The organism is Streptomyces paradoxus, from assembly GCF_014202475.1.
GTDB classification, from domain to species: Bacteria; Actinomycetota; Actinomycetes; order Streptomycetales; family Streptomycetaceae; genus Streptomyces; species Streptomyces paradoxus.
In genome coordinates, this window is sequence record NZ_JACHGV010000011.1 from 150,320 (window position 1) to 166,560 (window position 16,241).

The 16,241-nt window shown below is 72.8% G+C and carries 15 protein-coding genes and 1 pseudogene; 8 read left to right on the plus strand and 8 right to left on the minus strand.

Annotation, left to right across the window (positions count from 1 at the left end):
* Positions 1 to 174 precede the first annotated feature (174 nt).
* From HNR57_RS31090 to HNR57_RS31100, 3 genes are all read right to left on the minus strand, one after another.
* Entirely contained in the window at positions 175 to 2,226 is a 2,052-nt protein-coding gene (locus tag HNR57_RS31090) for a DUF1996 domain-containing protein (RefSeq protein WP_184565228.1), read from the minus strand.
* Positions 2,227 to 2,478: 252 nt separating this feature from the next.
* On the minus strand, positions 2,479 to 3,174 hold the full coding sequence (locus HNR57_RS31095; RefSeq protein WP_184565230.1) for a lytic polysaccharide monooxygenase auxiliary activity family 9 protein: 696 nt from the start codon (positions 3,172 to 3,174) through the stop codon (positions 2,479 to 2,481).
* Positions 3,175 to 3,317: 143 nt separating this feature from the next.
* Positions 3,318 to 3,950, minus strand: a complete 633-nt coding sequence (locus HNR57_RS31100) for a GNAT family N-acetyltransferase (protein ID WP_184565232.1) — start codon at positions 3,948 to 3,950, stop codon at positions 3,318 to 3,320.
* A 156-nt stretch (positions 3,951 to 4,106) separates the two neighbouring features.
* Between HNR57_RS31100 and HNR57_RS31105 the strand changes: the two genes are divergently transcribed.
* The gene (locus HNR57_RS31105; RefSeq protein WP_246555110.1) at positions 4,107 to 5,306 is read left to right on the plus strand and encodes a YihY/virulence factor BrkB family protein; all 1,200 of its coding nucleotides are present in this window, start codon (positions 4,107 to 4,109) and stop codon (positions 5,304 to 5,306) included.
* Positions 5,307 to 5,320: 14 nt separating this feature from the next.
* On the opposite strand, the gene HNR57_RS31110 is transcribed toward HNR57_RS31105, so the two are convergent.
* The 3 genes from HNR57_RS31110 to HNR57_RS31120 all read right to left on the minus strand — a co-directional run bounded on the left by HNR57_RS31110 (position 5,321) and on the right by HNR57_RS31120 (position 6,708).
* Positions 5,321 to 5,773 carry a flavodoxin family protein gene (locus tag HNR57_RS31110; RefSeq protein WP_313675256.1) on the minus strand — a complete coding sequence of 151 codons (453 nt, stop codon included), beginning with the start codon at positions 5,771 to 5,773 and terminating at the stop codon, positions 5,321 to 5,323.
* A 69-nt stretch (positions 5,774 to 5,842) separates the two neighbouring features.
* Positions 5,843 to 6,274, minus strand: a complete 432-nt coding sequence (locus tag HNR57_RS31115; protein WP_184565236.1) for a DUF3618 domain-containing protein — start codon at positions 6,272 to 6,274, stop codon at positions 5,843 to 5,845.
* Positions 6,271 to 6,708 (minus strand): phage holin family protein, encoded by a 438-nt coding sequence (locus HNR57_RS31120; protein WP_184565238.1) that lies wholly within the window; start codon positions 6,706 to 6,708, stop codon positions 6,271 to 6,273. Before HNR57_RS31120 ends, HNR57_RS31115 begins: the two co-directional genes overlap by 4 nt.
* Positions 6,709 to 6,856: 148 nt before the next feature.
* On the opposite strand from HNR57_RS31120, the gene HNR57_RS31125 reads away from it, so the two are divergent.
* Entirely contained in the window at positions 6,857 to 7,306 is a 450-nt protein-coding gene (locus tag HNR57_RS31125; protein ID WP_184565240.1) for an SRPBCC family protein, read from the plus strand.
* 60 nt (positions 7,307 to 7,366) lie between these two features.
* On the opposite strand, the gene HNR57_RS31130 is transcribed toward HNR57_RS31125, so the two are convergent.
* Both HNR57_RS31130 and HNR57_RS31135 read right to left on the minus strand, forming a co-directional pair.
* Positions 7,367 to 11,689, minus strand: a complete 4,323-nt coding sequence (locus tag HNR57_RS31130) for a cation-translocating P-type ATPase (RefSeq protein WP_184565242.1) — start codon at positions 11,687 to 11,689, stop codon at positions 7,367 to 7,369.
* Between the two features lie 16 nt (positions 11,690 to 11,705).
* Positions 11,706 to 12,296, minus strand: coding sequence for a hypothetical protein (locus tag HNR57_RS31135; protein ID WP_246555111.1), 591 nt, complete (start codon positions 12,294 to 12,296; stop codon positions 11,706 to 11,708).
* A 426-nt stretch (positions 12,297 to 12,722) separates the two neighbouring features.
* Here HNR57_RS31135 and HNR57_RS31140 point away from each other — a divergent pair, with 426 nt between their 5' ends.
* The 6 genes and pseudogenes from HNR57_RS31140 to HNR57_RS31165 all read left to right on the plus strand — a co-directional run bounded on the left by HNR57_RS31140 (position 12,723) and on the right by HNR57_RS31165 (position 15,955).
* On the plus strand, positions 12,723 to 13,400 hold the full coding sequence (locus tag HNR57_RS31140) for a nucleotidyltransferase family protein (RefSeq protein ID WP_184565244.1): 678 nt from the start codon (positions 12,723 to 12,725) through the stop codon (positions 13,398 to 13,400).
* 12 nt (positions 13,401 to 13,412) lie between these two features.
* The gene (locus HNR57_RS31145) at positions 13,413 to 13,700 is read left to right on the plus strand and encodes a BON domain-containing protein (protein WP_184565247.1); all 288 of its coding nucleotides are present in this window, start codon (positions 13,413 to 13,415) and stop codon (positions 13,698 to 13,700) included.
* On the plus strand, positions 13,697 to 14,461 hold the full coding sequence (locus tag HNR57_RS31150; RefSeq protein WP_184565249.1) for a metallophosphoesterase family protein: 765 nt from the start codon (positions 13,697 to 13,699) through the stop codon (positions 14,459 to 14,461). The genes HNR57_RS31145 and HNR57_RS31150 overlap by 4 nt, the downstream gene beginning before the upstream one ends.
* Positions 14,462 to 14,485: 24 nt before the next feature.
* A pseudogene (locus tag HNR57_RS31155) lies at positions 14,486 to 14,718 on the plus strand (amidohydrolase); the annotation flags it as partial.
* 63 nt (positions 14,719 to 14,781) lie between these two features.
* Positions 14,782 to 15,315, plus strand: a complete 534-nt coding sequence (locus tag HNR57_RS31160) for a DoxX family protein (protein WP_184565251.1) — start codon at positions 14,782 to 14,784, stop codon at positions 15,313 to 15,315.
* A 76-nt stretch (positions 15,316 to 15,391) separates the two neighbouring features.
* Positions 15,392 to 15,955 (plus strand): hemerythrin domain-containing protein, encoded by a 564-nt coding sequence (locus HNR57_RS31165; protein ID WP_184565253.1) that lies wholly within the window; start codon positions 15,392 to 15,394, stop codon positions 15,953 to 15,955.
* Positions 15,956 to 16,241 lie beyond the last annotated feature (286 nt).

Genomic DNA, 16,241 nt, shown 5'->3' on the forward strand with positions numbered 1-16,241 from the left:
GCCGCTCCGCCGCGTGTGCCGTTCCCGGTGAGGTTCATGGGGTCACGCTAGAGGGTGCACTCTTCGGCGGCCGTCGAAGGGTCCCGTGGAAGGGGCCCGGCCCGGGACGCACGACGGCGGCGGGATCCGGTGGGGATCCCGCCGCCGTTCACGGAGCACGTCCGGACGTGGTGCCTAGCCGCGCCGCACCCGGCGCAGGACGACGAAGCCCGCGATGACCAGGACCGCGCCCGCCGCCGCCGGCCAGAGCTGGGCACCGGTGTCGGCCAGGCCGCCCTCGCCGACCGCCTGCGGCTCGGTCCCGGAGGCGTCCGAGGGGGTCGGCGCGGCACTGGTCGCCGTGCCGACGGCCTGGGACTCGCCGAGACCGTCCGTGTCCTCGCCGTCGCCGCCCTTCGAGCCGCCGTCCTGCGCACCGGCCTTGCCGCCGCCCGCCGAGGAGGTCGCCTTCACCGCGGGTCCGGCGCTGCCGGGAGCCGTGGACGCGTCGCCGGGCTCCGGTTCGGGGGCCGGCTTGGCGGGCTTGTCCGCCGGGGGCTTCGAGGCCTCGTCCTTGCCGCCGTCACCCTTGCCGCCGTCACCGCCGTCGCCCTCGTCACCGGGCTTCCCGCCGCCGTTGCCGTCCTGCGGGGCTCCGGGCGCCTTCGTCGGCTCTTCCTGCGGAGCCTCGGGCGTCTTCGTCGGCTCTTCCTGAGGGGCCTCGGGCGTCTTGGTCGGCTCTTCCTGAGGGGCCTCCGGCGTCTTCGTCGGCTCCTCCTGGGGCTCCTCGCCCGGTGCCGGGTCCTGCCCGCCGCCCGCTCCGGCGCCGCACGTGCGGCCGTCGTTGATGCAGTCGACCATCTCCCCCATCAGATCCTCGTCGAAGATGTTGATGAAGTCACCGTGGTCCGTGCCCGGCTTGTGCAGCTGCTCCGGGAAGGAGTCGACCGCGAACAACGGTGTCGTGCGGCCGCCGTCGTTCAGGCTCGGCGCGTCGATGTCGTAGACGATGCGCTGGACCAGCTGCGGGATGGGGCGGAAGCCGGACGGGCAGTTCCCGGCGGCGTCCGCGAACGCCACGTGGGTGCGGTGGTTGGCGCTGTCGATGTTGCGGCCGTCCCAGCAGCTCTGGAACTTGAAGGTGCGCACGACGTCGCTGCCCTGCGGGCACAGCGGGTACTTGTCCTTCAGCTGCCGGTCCTCGAAGCCGGTGCAGCTCCAGGAGGCGTTGGCGTTGGCCGGGCCGTTGACGAACGACTTGGCGTCACCGGTGATGATGCGCAGCAGCCGCGGCATGGCCGTGACCTTCTCGCGCGGGTTGCCGACGAACGTCAGCGTGACCTGCTTCGGCGTGAGGATCTCGCCGGCGTTGCCCTCGATGCCGCCGCCGGGCTTGTTCGCGTCCTGCTCCTGGGTGCCGTTCTGCAGGCGTACGACGGGCCAGTAGTAGGACGACTTGTCGCCCTGGTCGTCGCAGCTGGTCTCGGCGTTCGCGAGGTCCTGGTCGCTGGCGAAGGCGTTGTTGGCCTGGTTGCCGACGTAGTCGTGGAAGTGGTGGGCGCCGTTGCTGACGCCCGGGGCGGCGATGATGTTGTCGGAGTTGAACAGGCCGTTCTCGTTCACGCCGCAACTGGTCGCGAAGGTGCCGCGGGACGCGTCGCCCTGGGGGCGGGGGTCGTTCACGTTGGGCTGGACGCTCTTGATGTCCGCGTAGTCGGCGGCGACGGGGCCGTTGCCCGCCTGGCCGCCGTTGGCGCCCTGGCCGTTCCCCTGCTCCTGGCCTGCCTGGCCCTGTTCCTGGCCGGGCTGCTCGGTGGCGCCGCCGTCCTGGCCTTCGCCCTGTGCGGGAGCCTGGTTGCCGTTCTGCACGGTACAGGCGGCCAGGGCCTCCAGCCCCTCGGGACGGTCCCCCACGCGGTCGATGGCGATCGCGATGCGCTCAAGGGTCGCGCCCCGCTTCTCCTTCAGCGGATTCACGATCGCGTTGTCGGCGAAGCCGGGGTCCTGCTGCATCTGCTGGGCCGATTCGCTCAGCTGCTGGTAGGCCTTGGCGATCTGCTCGTCCAGGAGGGCCAGTTCCTTGTCCACCTCCCCCCGCGCCTGCTCGGGGACCGAGGTCAGCTTGGTGCCGACGTCCGGGCAGTCGATCGTGGCGCCCGCGGTCCGGACCCCCGTGCCGGACCGCGTCGCGGCGGAGTCACCGCCCGAACCGCCGTCCGTGGCCGAGGCGTAGACGTTCGCGGCCATCAGGCCGCCTCCGCCCAGGATCAGTGCGAATGCGGCGAAGGTCGCGCGTCGTGGTCCGGTAGGGCGTCTTCGCGTGTTGCGTCCCAAGGGTGCTCTCCTGCGCTTGTGGCGTGCCGGGCATGAAAATCCCCTCGCCCCATACGTACGGGAGCACCCGTGTGTTCAGGCCGCTCGAAAATTTTCGGAGAACTCTCATGAAGTGCGGGGCGGCCCGAGCCCCGCCGGACGCCCCGTCCGGCGGGGACGCGCAGGTCAGCGGAAGTTCACGTCACTGCACAGGAAGTAGGTCTGGTCCATGTGCGAGGCCTGCCAGATCGTGTAGACGACGTGCCGGCCGCTCAGCCCCGAAGTGCTCACCGGGATCTCGTAGTTCTGGCTGGGCGCGTACCTGCCGGTGCGCTTGACGAGCTGGAGGTCGTTCCACGTCAGCGGCCGGGTGGTGGGGTCGAAGCCCTGCCGTGTGACGTACACCAGGAAGTAGTCGGCGCCGTGACTGGCCTGGTCGTACAACTTCACCGTGAAGTCGCCGGTGATGTCCGTGGTCTTCCAGGCGCCGACCGCGTCGAGGGAGTTGTACCGGCCGCCCTCGGTCCGGCCGCCGCTGCACAGTTGCCCGTTGGGGACGACGGCCTGGAAGTTCCCGGCGGAGCCGTTGCGGTACAGGCCGTTCCAGTTCCACATGGCGTTGGCGTCGGCCCGCCACGCCTGCCAGCACATGGGGTCCTGCTGGGCCATCGCGGGGTTCAGGTGGTCGTTGCCCCAGCGCTGCCAGCAGCCGTAGTTGCGGGAGGCGGGGTCGACGACCGAGCCGTGGGCGACAGCCGTGCCGCTCCACGGGATCAGGCTGAGCAGTGCGGCGACGAGCACGCTCAGGGCGAGTGTCAGGCGGGACTTGAGCCTGGGGAGGCGTAAGACACCTCGCCGCGCATCATGACCATGACAATTCATGATCTCCCTCTTTCGGGTGTGGGGGTTGCCGTGCGTTCATTCTTGCTTTCGATCATGTTTCGATATGGGAGCGCTCCCATATCACGCAGACTGCACCCGATGACACGAGTCGGCAATGCGCGATCGCGCCACTTCCGTATCGGTCAGAGCCGGTCCGGCTCCTTCGTGGTGCGCCCGAGGTAGGTGGCCGCGCCCGGCTCGGTCACCTCGATCTCCTCGAAGCCCATGCGGTCGTAGAAGGCCCGGGCCCGGGTGTTGGCGGTCGCCATGGCCAGGTGGACGGCCGGTACTCCCCTGTCCCGCAGAGCCCGCAGAAGCGTCCGCATCAGGCGGCGTCCGTGGCCGCGGCGCTGCCACTCGGGCAGCAGATCGATGTGCAGGTGCGCGGGGTGGGCCGCCAGTTCGGGCAGGACCATCCGTTCGGGGTCGTGCAGCAGGCCCGCCATCGCCTCGTCCGGGGTCCGCGGCGGCCGGGGCGGTTCCGGATAGCGGCCGGCGACCAGGGGAAGCCACGTGGTGCGGAAGGCTTCGGCGAAGCGCGCGGTGTCGGCCGTGCCGAGGATGTAGCCGACCGCCCGCCCCCGCCCGTCGTCCAGCACGAAGGCCAGTTCCGGCTCCAGATGGACGTACGGCGCCGCGAAGGTCGCCGGGAAGATGCCCGGGTCCGTGTAGTGGGGGCGGCTGTCCTCGCCGTGATGTGCGGTGCGGATGCAGATGTCATCGAGAGCCGGGCGGTCCTCAGGGCGGTACGGACGGATCGGGGGTGACGTGGTCATGGCGGAATCGTGCACAAGTGGGAGCGCTCCCTCAAGTCCCGTCCACCGTCGGCCGAGGCGGCCGGCCGGTCCGCCTCGGGGCGCCTCACACCGAAGTTCCGGGACCGGCTTGGAAGAGCGCGGCTTAAGGCCCCCGCCTGGGGTTACCCGGCTCACATGGTGAAGCTGCATATTCCGGGACGAAAGGAACAGCGCGAGACCGAGGCCCCGCCGCCGGAGAGCCCACGCCCGGGGTTCGAGGCGGAACGCCGGGAGGCTGTCGACGCGGAACACCGGGAGACTTCGGAGGCCGAACGCCGGGACGCTCGTGCGGCGGAACGCCGGGGGGCCGACGGTTCGGAGGGCCGGGAAGCTCCCGCACCCGCTGCCGAGGAGCCCGGGCCGGACCCCGAAGTGGAGCGTGCGGCACCGGACACGCCGACCGACCTGCCCCGCAAGTCCTGGGTCGCGGTGCTGAAGGGCAGCCTGCGGGAGTTCAAGGACGACGAGCTGACCGACCGGGCGGCCGCGCTGACCTACTACGGCGTGCTGGCGCTGTTCCCGGCCCTGCTGGTGCTCGTGTCAATGCTGGGCCTCACCGGCAGGTCGACCACGGACAAGGTGACCGAGAACGTCCGCGAGCTCGTGCCCGGCTCCGCGGGCGACATCATCACGCGGGCCGTCGACCAGTTGCAGGGCAACGCCGGCATCGGCTCGCTGATGGCGATCGTCGGTCTGGTCCTGGCCGTGTGGTCGGCGTCCGGCTACGTGGGCGCGTTCATCCGCTCGGCCAACGCCGTGTACGACATGCCCGAGGGCCGGCCCGTGTGGAAGCTGCTGCCGATGCGGGTGGGCGTGACGGTCGTGCTGCTGGTGCTGGCCGTCATCAGCTCGCTGATCGTGGTGTTCTCGGGCGGGCTGGCCCAGCAGGCCGGGGACGCTCTCGGCATCGGCGACACGGCGCTGACGGTGTGGTCGATCGCCAAGTGGCCCGTCCTGGTCCTGCTGGTCGTGCTCATGATCGCGATCCTGTACTGGGCGGCGCCGAACGCCAAGGTGAAGGGGTTCCGCTGGATCACTCCGGGCAGTTTCCTGGCCCTGCTGATCTGGATGGTCGCCTCCGCCGGCTTCGCGGTCTACGTGGCCAACTTCGCCTCGTACAACAAGACCTACGGCACCATGGCCGGTGTCATCGTCTTCCTGGTGTGGCTGTGGATCACCAACCTGGCGATCCTGCTGGGGCTGGAGTTCGACGCGGAGACGGTGCGGCAGCGCGCCATCGCCGGTGGTCACCCGCCCGAGGCCGAGCCGTACACCCAGCCGCGTGACACCCGGGCATGGGACGATCAGGACCGGCGCCGGCTGGAACAGACCTGATCGGTCCGGGCGGTTCAGCCCATGAGGCCGGCGGCGAGCGTCGCACCCAGTTCCCAGCACCGCTGGAGGTCGCCCTTGTCCGGCTCGCCGGTCACGGTCACGGCCTCGGCGGTGCGACGCCAGCCGAGGCCGGTCGTCACCGACTCGATCCCGCGCACCGCTCCGGTGACGTCGTTGCCGCCGTGCACCCAGTAGCCGAAGGGACGGCCGCGGGTGGCGTCCAGGCACGGGTAGTAGATCTGGTCGAAGAAGTGCTTGAGGGCGCCGGACATGTAGCCGAGGTTCGCGGGAGTGCCGAGGAGGAAGCCGTCGGCGGCGAGGACGTCGGAGGCGGTCGCGGAGAGCGCGGGCACGCGGACGACCCGGACGTCCTCGATCTCGGGGTCCGTCGCCCCGGAGACGACGGCTTCGAACATCGCCTGGCAGTGGGGCGAGGGCGTGTGATGGACGATCAGCAAGGTGGCCACGGCACCTGACCCTGCCGTGTGGGCCCCCGCCACCGCAAGCGGCGACGGGGGCCCCGGGTGTCGCTTCGCTCAGTGCTTCCCACGACGGCGGATCAGCAGGCAGGCCACGAGAACGGCACCGGCGCCCGCCAGCAGGGCGGCCCGGTGATCGCGCACCTGCTGCGGGGCCTTGTCCTGCCAGACCTGCTCGGCCTGTGCGGCCTTCTCCTTCGCGCCCTGGGCGGCGGCGGCGCCCTTCTGCTTCACCGGCTCGGGCAGCTTCTCCTCCACGGTGTGGGCCATGTGCGCGGCCTTGGTCCTGGCCTGCCCGCTCCACGCCTGGGCCTTGGCCCCGGCCTGTTCCCTGACCGCGACGGCCTTCTCGCGGGCACGGGTCTTGACGTCGGCCCGGTCCGCCAGTGCCTGCACGGTGTCGCCGAGTTCGTGGCGGGTGTGCTCGACCTGCTCGCGCAGCTCCTCCTGGCTGCGGGCGGTCGGCTCGTCGTGCGGAGGCTGGGTCATCGCTGTGCACTCTCCTTGATCTCGGCCACGTCGGCCTTCACGTTGTCGATGGTCTGCTGCGGGGCGGGCGGGGTGGCGCTGCGCACCTGCTTGCGGCCGGCCAGCGCCGTCAGGCCCGTGGCGACGGCCAGCACGCCGGTGACGATCAGCGCCGCCGCCCACACCGGCAGCGGTACGGCCAGGGCGGCGATCACCGTGGCGACCAGGGCCTGCAGGGTGACGAAGCCGAGTACGCCGGCACCGCCGAACAGTCCGCCGCCCTTCCCGAAGCGTTTGCCCTTCTCGGTCATCTCCGCCTGGGCGAGGCGCATTTCGCCGCGCACCAGGTCGGTCAGTTGCTCGGTGGCACGCTGCACCAGCTCGCCCACCGGCTCGTCTCCGGCCGCGTTCCCCGTGCGGGGAGCGGCGGAGGCCGTGCGGTGCGTGTCCGTCATGGCGATCACCTCCCGGTCCGTGGTTGCGGGCCGGGTACCCCAGGAGAGGCGGAAAGGACACCTGGTCGGACAACTTCTGATGACGATGAGTGAGCGGCCCGAGATCTGGTACCCGTCCGCCGCTCACGAACGAGAAAGGGAGGCACCCTTGTCGCAGGTAGAGGAATCCATCGAGGTCCGCGTGCCGGTGCACACCGCATACAACCAGTGGACGCAGTTCGAGTCCTTCCCCGAGTTCATGGACGGTGTCGAGCGCATCGAGCAGCGAACCGACACCCTCACGCACTGGGTCACGAAGGTCGGCGGACAGGCGCGGGAGTTCGACGCGGAGATCACCGAGCAGGTCCCGGACGAGCGCGTGGCCTGGACCACCGTGGGCGGCGAGGCACGGCAGGCCGGTGTGGTGACCTTCCACCGCATCCAGGACGACACGACCAAGGTCATGCTGCAGATGGACTTCGATCCCCATGGCGTGGCCGAGACCGTGGGCGACAAGCTCGGCTTCGTGAAGCGGCAGGTCTCCGGTGATCTGCGGCGCTTCAAGGAGTTCATGGAGGCCCGCGGGGCGGAGACCGGCGCCTGGCGCGGCCAGGTCTGACCGGGTGTGAGGAGGCCGCCACCACTGCTCGTGGTGGCGGCCTCCGGCTGTGCTCGCCCGCTACGCCACCGGGGCGGCGATGCCGCTCTGCAGGAGCTGCCGGGCCTGCCGGCTCAGGTCGTTGAGGCGCAGGGCGAGTCGTGTCGCGGCGTCGTAGAGGGCGTGGACCGCCTGGAGGCGTTCCAGACGGGGGGCCAGGGCCGACAGGGCGATGGCCAGGGCCACGCCGGCCCAGGCGACGGGCCCGAGCGGGGTGCAGCCGAAGAAGTGGCTGACGCCGGGGGTCTGGACGAGGGCGGCGAGGACGGCGGCGGAGCCGAGGGCCGTGACCCACACCAGGGTGCTGTGGCGCCGCCCGGAGAGGGTCTGCACGAGCTGGGCGCCGACCACGCCGCACAGGGCCATGGTGGTGGACCGGCGTTCGGTGCCCGGGGTGAGGCGGCCGATGAGGTACGCCGCGACTGCGCCGAAGCAGGTGGTGATGCCGCGTCGGCGGATGGATCGCAGCAGGGGCGCGCCGAGGGCGTCGAGGCCCATCGGGCCGGTCGCGGCGTGTTCCGCGGTCGAGGGGTCGTCGCTGGGGGTGACCGCGACGGCCATGGCCGGGAACATGTCGGTGAGCAGGTTGACCAGCAGCAGCTGACGGGTCGACAGGGGCGAGGCACCGGCGAGCAGGGTGCCGAGGACGCTGAAGCCGACCTCGCCGGCGTTGCCGCCGATGAGGATGCTCACCGCGTCGGCGACGCTGCGCCACAGGGCGCGGCCCTCGGCGACCGCGTCCACGAGGACGGACAGGTCGCCGGTGGTGAGCACGAGGTCGGCGGCGTTGCGGGCGGCCGCGGAGCCGCGGGACTCGACGCCGACCCCCACGTCGGCGGCGCGGATGGCGGCGGCGTCGTTGGCGCCGTCGCCGGCCATCGCGACGACCCGCCCGGCCTGTTGCAGGGCCTCCACGACGTGCAGCTTCTGCTCGGGTGCGACCCGGGCGATGACGCCCGCGCCGCGCAGGACCCGGACGCGTTCGCGGCGCTCCATGGCGACGAGTTCGTCACCGGTCACGGCCTCGGTCTCCTCCGGCCAGCCCAGTTGCAGGGCGATGGCGCGGGCGGTCTCCGGGTGGTCGCCGGTGAGCATGACGGGCAGGATGCCGGAGCGGCGCAGTTCGGCGAGCAGGGCGTGCGAGGTGTCGCGCGGCACGTCGGCGAGGGCGATGAAGCCGCTGAACTCCAGGTCGGCGAGCGGCAGGTCGAGTTCGGCCTCGGCGTCGCCGGCCCGGCCGGCGCGGCGGGCGACGGCGAGGACGCGCAGTCCTTGCCCGGCCAGTTCGTGGGCGGTGTCCCAGGCGTGGGCGGGGAGGTCCCGGCAGGCGGGCAGGATCGTCTCGGGGGCGCCCTTGACGACGAGCAGTTCGCCCATGCCGGGGTCGCGGCCGACCGCGGCGGCGTAGCCCCGGCGGGCCTCGAAGGGCAGCTCGCCGGTGGCCGCCCAGCCCTCGTCGGGCGGGGCGACGTCGAGGACGGCCTCGTCGGTGGCGTGCGCGACCCGGCGGCCCTCCCCCGTCTCCTCCTGCGGGCAGGCGCGCGCGGCCAGGCGTACGACCGGTGCGGCCTGTTCGTCGTCGGTGGCCAGGACGGTGCCGTCGGCGGTGGCCACGCGGACCAGGCGCAGCTTGTTCTCGGTGAGGGTGCCGGTCTTGTCGAAGCAGACGGTGTCGACCCGGCCGAGCGCCTCCAGGGTGCGCGGGGTGCGGACCAGGACGCCGCGGCGGGACAGCCGGCGGGCCGCCGCCATCTGCGCGACGGTGGCGACGAGCGGCAGCCCTTCGGGGACGGCGGCGACGGCGACCGCGACGCCGCCGCTGACGGCGCGCCGGACGGGGCTGCCGCGCAACAGGGACAGCCCGGTCACGGCGGCGCCGCCGGTGAAGGTCACCGGCAGGGCCTTGCGGGTCAGTTCCTGCAGTCGGGCCTGGACTCCGGCGGGCGGCGGGGTGCGGGCGGCGAGGGTGACGGCCCGGCCCGCCTCGGTCCGGTCGCCGGTGTCCACGACGAGGGCGGTGGCCCGTCCGGCCACGACGGTGGTGCCCTCGAAGACCATGCAGGTGCGCTGCGCCACGGGCAGGCCGGGTGTGGCCTCGATCGTCTTGGTCACCGGCAGGGACTCGCCGGTGAGCGCCGACTCGTCGACCTCCAGGCCGTCGACGTCCAGCAGCCGGGCGTCGGCGGGTACGACGTCGCCGGCGCCGAGGCTGATCTCGTCGCCGGGCCGCAGCCGGGCGGCGTCGACGGTGACCGTGCGTTTGCGGCTGTCCTGCTTGCGGGCCTTGGGCTGCTGGCGGGCGGCGAGCCGGGCCAGGGCCTGTTCGGCGCGCAGTCGCTGGAGTCCGCCGGTCACGGCGTTGAGGTCCATGGCGCCGACGACGAGCAGCGCGTCGACGACCGAGCCGAGCAGGGCGGAGGCGACGGCGCCCGTGGCGAGGACGGGAGTCAGCGGGTCGTCCAGTTCGCGGCGTACGGCGCCGGCCGCCTGCCAGGTCCAGCGGGCGGGGGTGGCGGCGGGGTGCCGGGTCACGCGTGCGGCCTGCTGCCGTGAGCGGTCGGCGAGCAGGGCGAGTCCGCGGGGCTCGCCGTCGTGGTCGGCGCGTCGCAGCCGGTCGCGGGCCTCGTGGGGTTCCAGGGCGTGCCAGGGGATGTGCAGGCGGGGCTCCGGCGGGGTGGCCCGGGCGACGCGGACGGCTTCGAGCCAGCCGGTGATCAGGGCGTTGGCGGCGGCGATGTTGACGGGGGCGTGCCGGGTGAGGGGAAACAGGAGGTGCAGGCCGGGAGGCTGGCCGCCGCGGGCGACCAGGAGTCCGGAGAGGGCCGCCCCGGCGCGGGCGAGGGTCTGCGACCGCCGTCCGACGCGCCGTGCCGCGGGGATCGCCGTGAGCAGCCGCCAGACGTCGGCGAGGCCGCCGGGGACCAGCGCGTCGACGCCCCAGGAGACGGCGCCCCCTCCGTCGGTGAGGGCGATGGCCACGTCGCCGGCGGGCAGCCCGGCGGCGATGTGCCCGTCACCGGATTCGTCCAGGCGGGCGACGGTCACGACGACGTGCCCCTCGCCTTGCAGGGCCCGTACGACGTCCCCGAACGGCTCGGCGCCCGGGGCGACCTCGTCGGCGAGCCGGGTGATGTCCTTCAGATCGGAGCCGCCGGCGATCACGACGTGCAGTCCTGCCCTGCGGGCCGCGTCCAGGACGGCCTCGGCGAAGGGGTGGACCGGGTCGTCGGGGAGGCCGTCGTCGGTGGCGTCCTGCCGCAGGCTGCGCAGGGCGTCGGCGTGCAGGACGAGGGCGTCGGCGATCTCCAGCTGCCGCAGCCGCTCCCCGTTGCGCAGGAGGATCCCGGCGCGCGCGAGGAAGGTGCCGAGGGTCGCGCCGAAGGCGGCCGGTCCGTAGCGGGCCGCCTTGGGGGATCCGGCGAGGACCGCTTCGGCGGCGTCGTTCGCGCTGTGGGTGACGAGGAGGGTGGCGGCGGCGCCGGCGAGGCTGCCGGTGCTGGCGTGGGAGGCGTACTCCGCGGCCGGGGTCACCTTGAGCGGTGGCCGGGCGTCCGTGGAGCCGGGCAGGCTGGTGCGCTTGTGGTGGCAGATGTCGTCGTGCAGCGCCTCGAAGGCCGCGGCCCTGGCCACCGCCTCCGTGAGCTGGTTGCCGCGCAGGATGCCGTCGAGCACGAGCGCCAGCGGGGTCTGGCCGATGCCGTGGGCGGCGGCGTTGGCGGCGGCGAGGACGAGTTCCATGCCGGACGTGCCGAACCGCTGCCGGAGCAGGGCCCGGAAGCGGGGGTTCTCGCGCAGCAGCGTGACGCTGGCGGTGATGATGCGCGAGGTGGGCGGGATCCGCAGGGAGCGGCCGGCCAGGGCGCCGGCCGCTCCGGCGGCGTCCAGCAGGATCGCCGCCGCGGTGACGCGCACCTCGGCTGGGTCGCCGGGGTGGCTGGTGTCCCGGAGGTTCGGGTCGGCGCCCTGGTCCAGGCCGAGGCGGGTGGCGAGTGCGGTGGCCCGCTCGGCGACGCGGTCGGTGGCGGCGTCCTCTGCCACGGTGACGACCAGGCGGGCCAGTCCCCCGTCCCAGTACGCCGTGAGCACGTCCGGGTGCTCGACCAGTTCCCCGGCGACTCTGCGGGCGATCGCTTCGACGTCGCCGTCCGGGTGCCGCAGTGCGAGGTGGAGGCGCTGCCCGGCTTTCCAGTGCTGTCCGCCGGTCAGGGCGTTGCGGGCGACGTTGCGGACGCGGCGCGTGGTGTCGTAGGCGGAGGTCACCGACCGGGCGGTGCCGCGGGCGGCGCCTGCGGCCGCGCCGGCCACTGCCCCGACGAGGGGGGTGACGTCGAAGCGTGTGAGCATCTGCTGCTGTCCCGACTCAGCCGGTGGGGCGGCTGTCGTGTGTGTTCCCGTGGGGCTGCTCCTCGCCGTGGTGCGCGGTGGCCTCGGCGACCTGCTTCAGCGCGGAGGCGGTGGCGGTGTCGCCGACCTTGGCGGGCTGTTCGTGGACGTGCTGTTCCGGCTGGTCGTGCCGGTAGTGGGAGGCGGCGAGCCTGCCGCCGGGTCCGTAGGCGGAGGTGTCCTCGTCGCCCTGGCCGGACCGGGCGGAGCTGCGGTCCCCGTCCTCACCGGCCGCTGTTCCGCCATTCGGGGACGCGCCGTCGGGCCGTTGTCCGGGGCGCGGCTGGGTGAACCAGGCGACGGCCGCGCCGGTCACCGCGACCGGCCACTCCACCAGCCCGGCCACGCCGAGCACTCCGGCGCCGGCATAGACGGCCATCCGGCGGCCGCGCGGCGAGACCGCGCCGATCTTGTCCAGTGCGTCCGTGGCGACCTTGCCCACCTGCTCCGCACCCGGCAGGTGCCTGAGGCCCGAGGCCATGGCCCGCAAGGGCTGCGGAAGATCGGACGAACGTGATGTCTCCTGGTTCATGTCGACCTCCACGAGCGCGTTGTCCAGCGGCGTCATCCGGTTTCCCAGCTCTTTGCCCTATATTCCGCTTTTAGCATGTTATGCGCTTGTCTTGTTCGGCCAGGTGTCAGAGGACCGTCTCGCCGTCGTGGACCCCACCCATGCAGCGCTTGCTGTACGACGGCGAGCCGTCACCCACGGCCGAGATGACGATCATGCCGCCACCGGCGACGCACTGGCTCGCGGTGACGTCCGCCGGGAGGGCGGCGGGGGAAGGGCACGGCGGCCTGAACCCGGGGCCCGGGAGCTGCGGCCGGGGGGTGAACCGGCCCTGCAGGAAGGCGACATCGGGCCGGATCGGGCGGCCCTCGGAAGCCGTCCGTGTCGGGTCGGGAGCGCCGGGTACTCAATGCAGGCAAACAGGCCGTCTCGGGTCCGGACACCGCACGGGAGCGGAGTGTCCGGTTCGGCGAAGGAGTGGTCATGACGCAGAACGGTGATGACGCGACGCTCGTCCGGCGACCGGGGATCCCCGACCTCCGGATGGCACCGGAGGAAGCCGAGCCCGCGCCACCACAGGACCCGCGGGCGGACCAGCCGCCGCAGGAACTGCCCCTGGACCGCAACCAGGCGATCCTGGAGGCGGCCAAGCAGGTCGGCGCGCTGCTGAAGCGCAAGGGGCACCTGTTCGCCCTCGCCGGCAGCGTGGCCGCGTACGCCCACGGCGGCGAGAAGAACATGCAGCACGACGTCGACTTCGCGATCCGCCCCGAGGACGCGGAAGCGGTGGCGGCGACCCTGCGGGAAGCCGGGCTGACGGTCTACACCCCGCCGGAGGACTGGCTGATCAAGGCCACCTGTTTCGGGCAGCCGGTCGACATCATCTTCGAGTTGGCGCACCGGCCGGTCGGCGCGGACATGCTGAAGCGGGCCGAAGAACTGTCGGTCGACTCGGTGCGCATGCCCGTGCTGGCCCCGACCGATCTGCTGTGGAGTCTGACCGCCGCGTTCTCCGAGCACCACTGCGATTTCGGGGCGGCCCTGCCCATCGCACGTGCGCTGCGGGAGAAGGTCGACTGGGAGCTGGTGCGGCGCGAGTGCGGGGACGAGCCCATGCCCGCGGCGTTCTTCTTCCTCCTGGAGCGCCTGAACGTCATCTGAAGGAGCACCCACATGAACACCCTCGGTTCACAGTCGGCGGGCGGCGGGCCGCCCGCCGAGAACCTGGAGTACCGCATCGCCCACCTCCAGGACCGCCTCGCCTCCGGCGACCTCGGTGAACTGGGCGTACGGGTCGAGGCCCGCGGAAAAACGGTGCTGCTCACCGGCACCGTGCCCTCGGCGCCCTGCCGGGAGGAGATCGTGCGCACCGTCGAGGAGGAGCTCGCCGGCTTCCCCGTGCACAGCGACCTCGTCGTCACCGAGGCGTCCTCCCCCGACCACGCGGAGGAACTCTCATGATCCGTGTCGCAGCCGTCGGAGACATCCACATGGGGCCCGAGAGCCAGGGCGTGCTCCGCCCCGCCTTCGAGACCCTGCCCGAGTGCGCCGACCTCCTGCTGCTGGCCGGGGACCTCACCCGGCACGGCACGCCCGAGGAGATGCGGGTGGTGGCCCGGGAGGTCCAGGGCCTCGGCGTTCCGGTCGTCGCCGTCCTGGGCAACCACGACCACCACGACGACCGCCCGGACGAGGTCACGGCCATCCTCCGGGACGCCGGTGCGCAGGTCCTGGAGGGGCAGGGGACGGTCGTGGAGAGCGGTGGGGCGCGGATCGGCGTCGCCGGGACCAAGGGGTTCGGCGGCGGCTTCGTCGGCCGCTGCGCCGGGGAGTTCGGCGAGCCGGTCATGAAGGAGTTCGTCCGGTACTCCCGCCGGAGCGCCGACGGGCTGCGGACCGCGCTGGAGCGACTGGGTGAGGAGGACTGCGACGCGCGGATCGCGCTGACCCACTACTCCCCCGTCGCGGACACGCTGGCCGGCGAGCCGCTGGAAATCTATCCCTTCCTGGGCAGCTATCTGCTGGCCGAGGCGATCGACACCGCCGGCGCCGACCTCGCGGTGCACGGGCACGCGCACGCCGGGACGGAGCACGGCATGACGAGCGGCGGTGTGCGGGTGCGCAACGTCGCCCAGCCGGTCATCGGCCGGGCCTTCCACGTCTACCACCTGCCGGTCCGGGAGCCCGCCGCGGCCGGCGCCGCCGCACAACAGGCCCGCTGAGCGGGCCCTTCCCCCTTTCCGCCGGGGTCGTCCGACATCGGCAACGTCAGCACGCGGGTGCCCGCCATCCACCCGTTCGTCGCGATCATGGGCGAGGGCGGCTCCGACCACACGCCGGAATTCGCCGAGGCGGCGGCCTCGCCCCGGGCCCGCGAGGTGCTGCTCGCCGTGACCGAGGCGCTCGCCTGCACCGCCGCCGACGTCCTGCTGTCCGGGAACTGCGCGAGGAGGCCTGGGCGCGGCACCGGGCGGTGTGAGTGGTTCGGCTCCGGCTGGGGAACCCGGCGAACGCCGTACCCACCGACTTTTTGGAGAGGGCCATGAGTCTGTTGCGAGTGCTCGGCCGCCCCATGCTGGCCTCGATGTTCCTCACGGGCGGCATGAGCTCCGTCCGCGACCCGGAGCAGGTCGCCGACGCCGCCGAGCCCGTCGTCCAACCGGTCACCGAGCGCGTCCAGGCCCTGCCGGACCGCACCGAGCAGGTCGTACGCCTCAGCGGCGCCGTGCAGATCGCCGCCGGGCTGATGCTGGCCACGGGGCGCATGCCCCGCCCGGCCGCGCTGGCCATCGCGGCCACCCTGGTGCCCACCACACTGGCCGGGCACCGCTTCTGGGAGGCGGAGGATCCCGAGGAGCGGGCGCAGCAGCGCATCCACTTCTTCAAGAACCTGTCCATGCTCGGCGGGCTGCTGATCGCCGCCGACGACACCGGCGCCCGCCCCTCGGTGGTGTGGCGCGGCACGCACGCCGCCCGTGGTCTGCGGCGCGACGCGGGTCTGGTGCGCCGCTCCGTGCGCGCCACCGCACGGCCGGCCACCGCGGCCGGGCGTGTCCGGGCCAAGCTCCCCGTCTGATCCGCCGGTACGGCACCGGCGGGACGCGCGTTAACCCCGAGGGGCCGGGGGGACCCGAGCGCTGGAGGTGAAGGACATGGGACACGGAGGAAACGTCATCGACGAGCTGGTGACCGATCACCGCGAGGTCGAGGAGATGTTCGGCAGGATCGAGGCGCTGCCGTCCGGCCACCAGGACCGCAAGGTGTACGCCGACCAGGTCACGATGGAGCTCGTACGGCACTCGGTGGCCGAGGAGGCCCACCTCTACCCGGCCGTCCGGGAGCACGTGGCCGGCGGGGACGCCATCGCCGACCAGGAGCTCCAGGACCACGCCACGGCCGAGCAGATCATGAAGGACCTGGAGGGCTGTGACGCGGGCGACGCCGACTTCGACCGGCTGATGGGCATGCTCATGAGCGAGATCCGCTCGCACATCGCCGACGAGGAGGGCAACCTCTTCCCGCGGCTGCGGCAGGCCTGTCCGATGGACACGCTCAACGAGCTGGGCGACAAGGTGCGCAAGGCGAAGAAGACCGCTCCGACCCGGCCCCACCCGTCGGCCCCCGACAAGCCCCCCGCGAACAAGCTTCTGGCCCCGGGCACCGGAATGGTGGACCGGCTGCGGGACGCGCTCAGCGGCCGCGGCAAGTTCGAGTAGGGAAGTCCTCGTCCGCGGGGCCCGTCGCCGAGGCGAGGGGCCCCGCTTCCGTGTGCGTGTGAGTAACCACACTGTGGCCCCAAGGCCCGTGCGCGGCGGGGCGTTTGGGAGGTGCGGGACGGCGGATCAAGGTGCGGTGGAACCGCTTGTCCGGTCCCCTCTGCCACGATGGTCGGCGCCGTACCCGTCGAGGGGAGAACACCGCGCAGCGCGGCCGGTGTGCCCCACCCCCTCGTCCCCCTTCTCCTGAGTCCTCCGACTCGTCTTCGAGTACCGCACTGTGCCT

Coding starts and splice junctions, on each gene's coding strand:
- HNR57_RS31090 (WP_184565228.1), bottom strand. CDS start 2,226: ATGGCCGCGAACGTCTACGCCTCGGCCACGGACGGCGGTTCGGGCGGT.
- HNR57_RS31095 (WP_184565230.1), bottom strand. CDS start 3,174: ATGAATTGTCATGGTCATGATGCGCGGCGAGGTGTCTTACGCCTCCCC.
- HNR57_RS31100 (WP_184565232.1), bottom strand. CDS start 3,950: ATGACCACGTCACCCCCGATCCGTCCGTACCGCCCTGAGGACCGCCCG.
- HNR57_RS31105 (WP_246555110.1), top strand. CDS start 4,107: ATGGTGAAGCTGCATATTCCGGGACGAAAGGAACAGCGCGAGACCGAG.
- HNR57_RS31115 (WP_184565236.1), bottom strand. CDS start 6,274: ATGACCCAGCCTCCGCACGACGAGCCGACCGCCCGCAGCCAGGAGGAG.
- HNR57_RS31120 (WP_184565238.1), bottom strand. CDS start 6,708: ATGACGGACACGCACCGCACGGCCTCCGCCGCTCCCCGCACGGGGAAC.
- HNR57_RS31130 (WP_184565242.1), bottom strand. CDS start 11,689: ATGCTCACACGCTTCGACGTCACCCCCCTCGTCGGGGCAGTGGCCGGC.
- HNR57_RS31135 (WP_246555111.1), bottom strand. CDS start 12,296: ATGACGCCGCTGGACAACGCGCTCGTGGAGGTCGACATGAACCAGGAG.
- HNR57_RS31140 (WP_184565244.1), top strand. CDS start 12,723: ATGACGCAGAACGGTGATGACGCGACGCTCGTCCGGCGACCGGGGATC.
- HNR57_RS31145 (WP_184565247.1), top strand. CDS start 13,413: ATGAACACCCTCGGTTCACAGTCGGCGGGCGGCGGGCCGCCCGCCGAG.
- HNR57_RS31150 (WP_184565249.1), top strand. CDS start 13,697: ATGATCCGTGTCGCAGCCGTCGGAGACATCCACATGGGGCCCGAGAGC.
- HNR57_RS31160 (WP_184565251.1), top strand. CDS start 14,782: ATGAGTCTGTTGCGAGTGCTCGGCCGCCCCATGCTGGCCTCGATGTTC.
- HNR57_RS31165 (WP_184565253.1), top strand. CDS start 15,392: ATGGGACACGGAGGAAACGTCATCGACGAGCTGGTGACCGATCACCGC.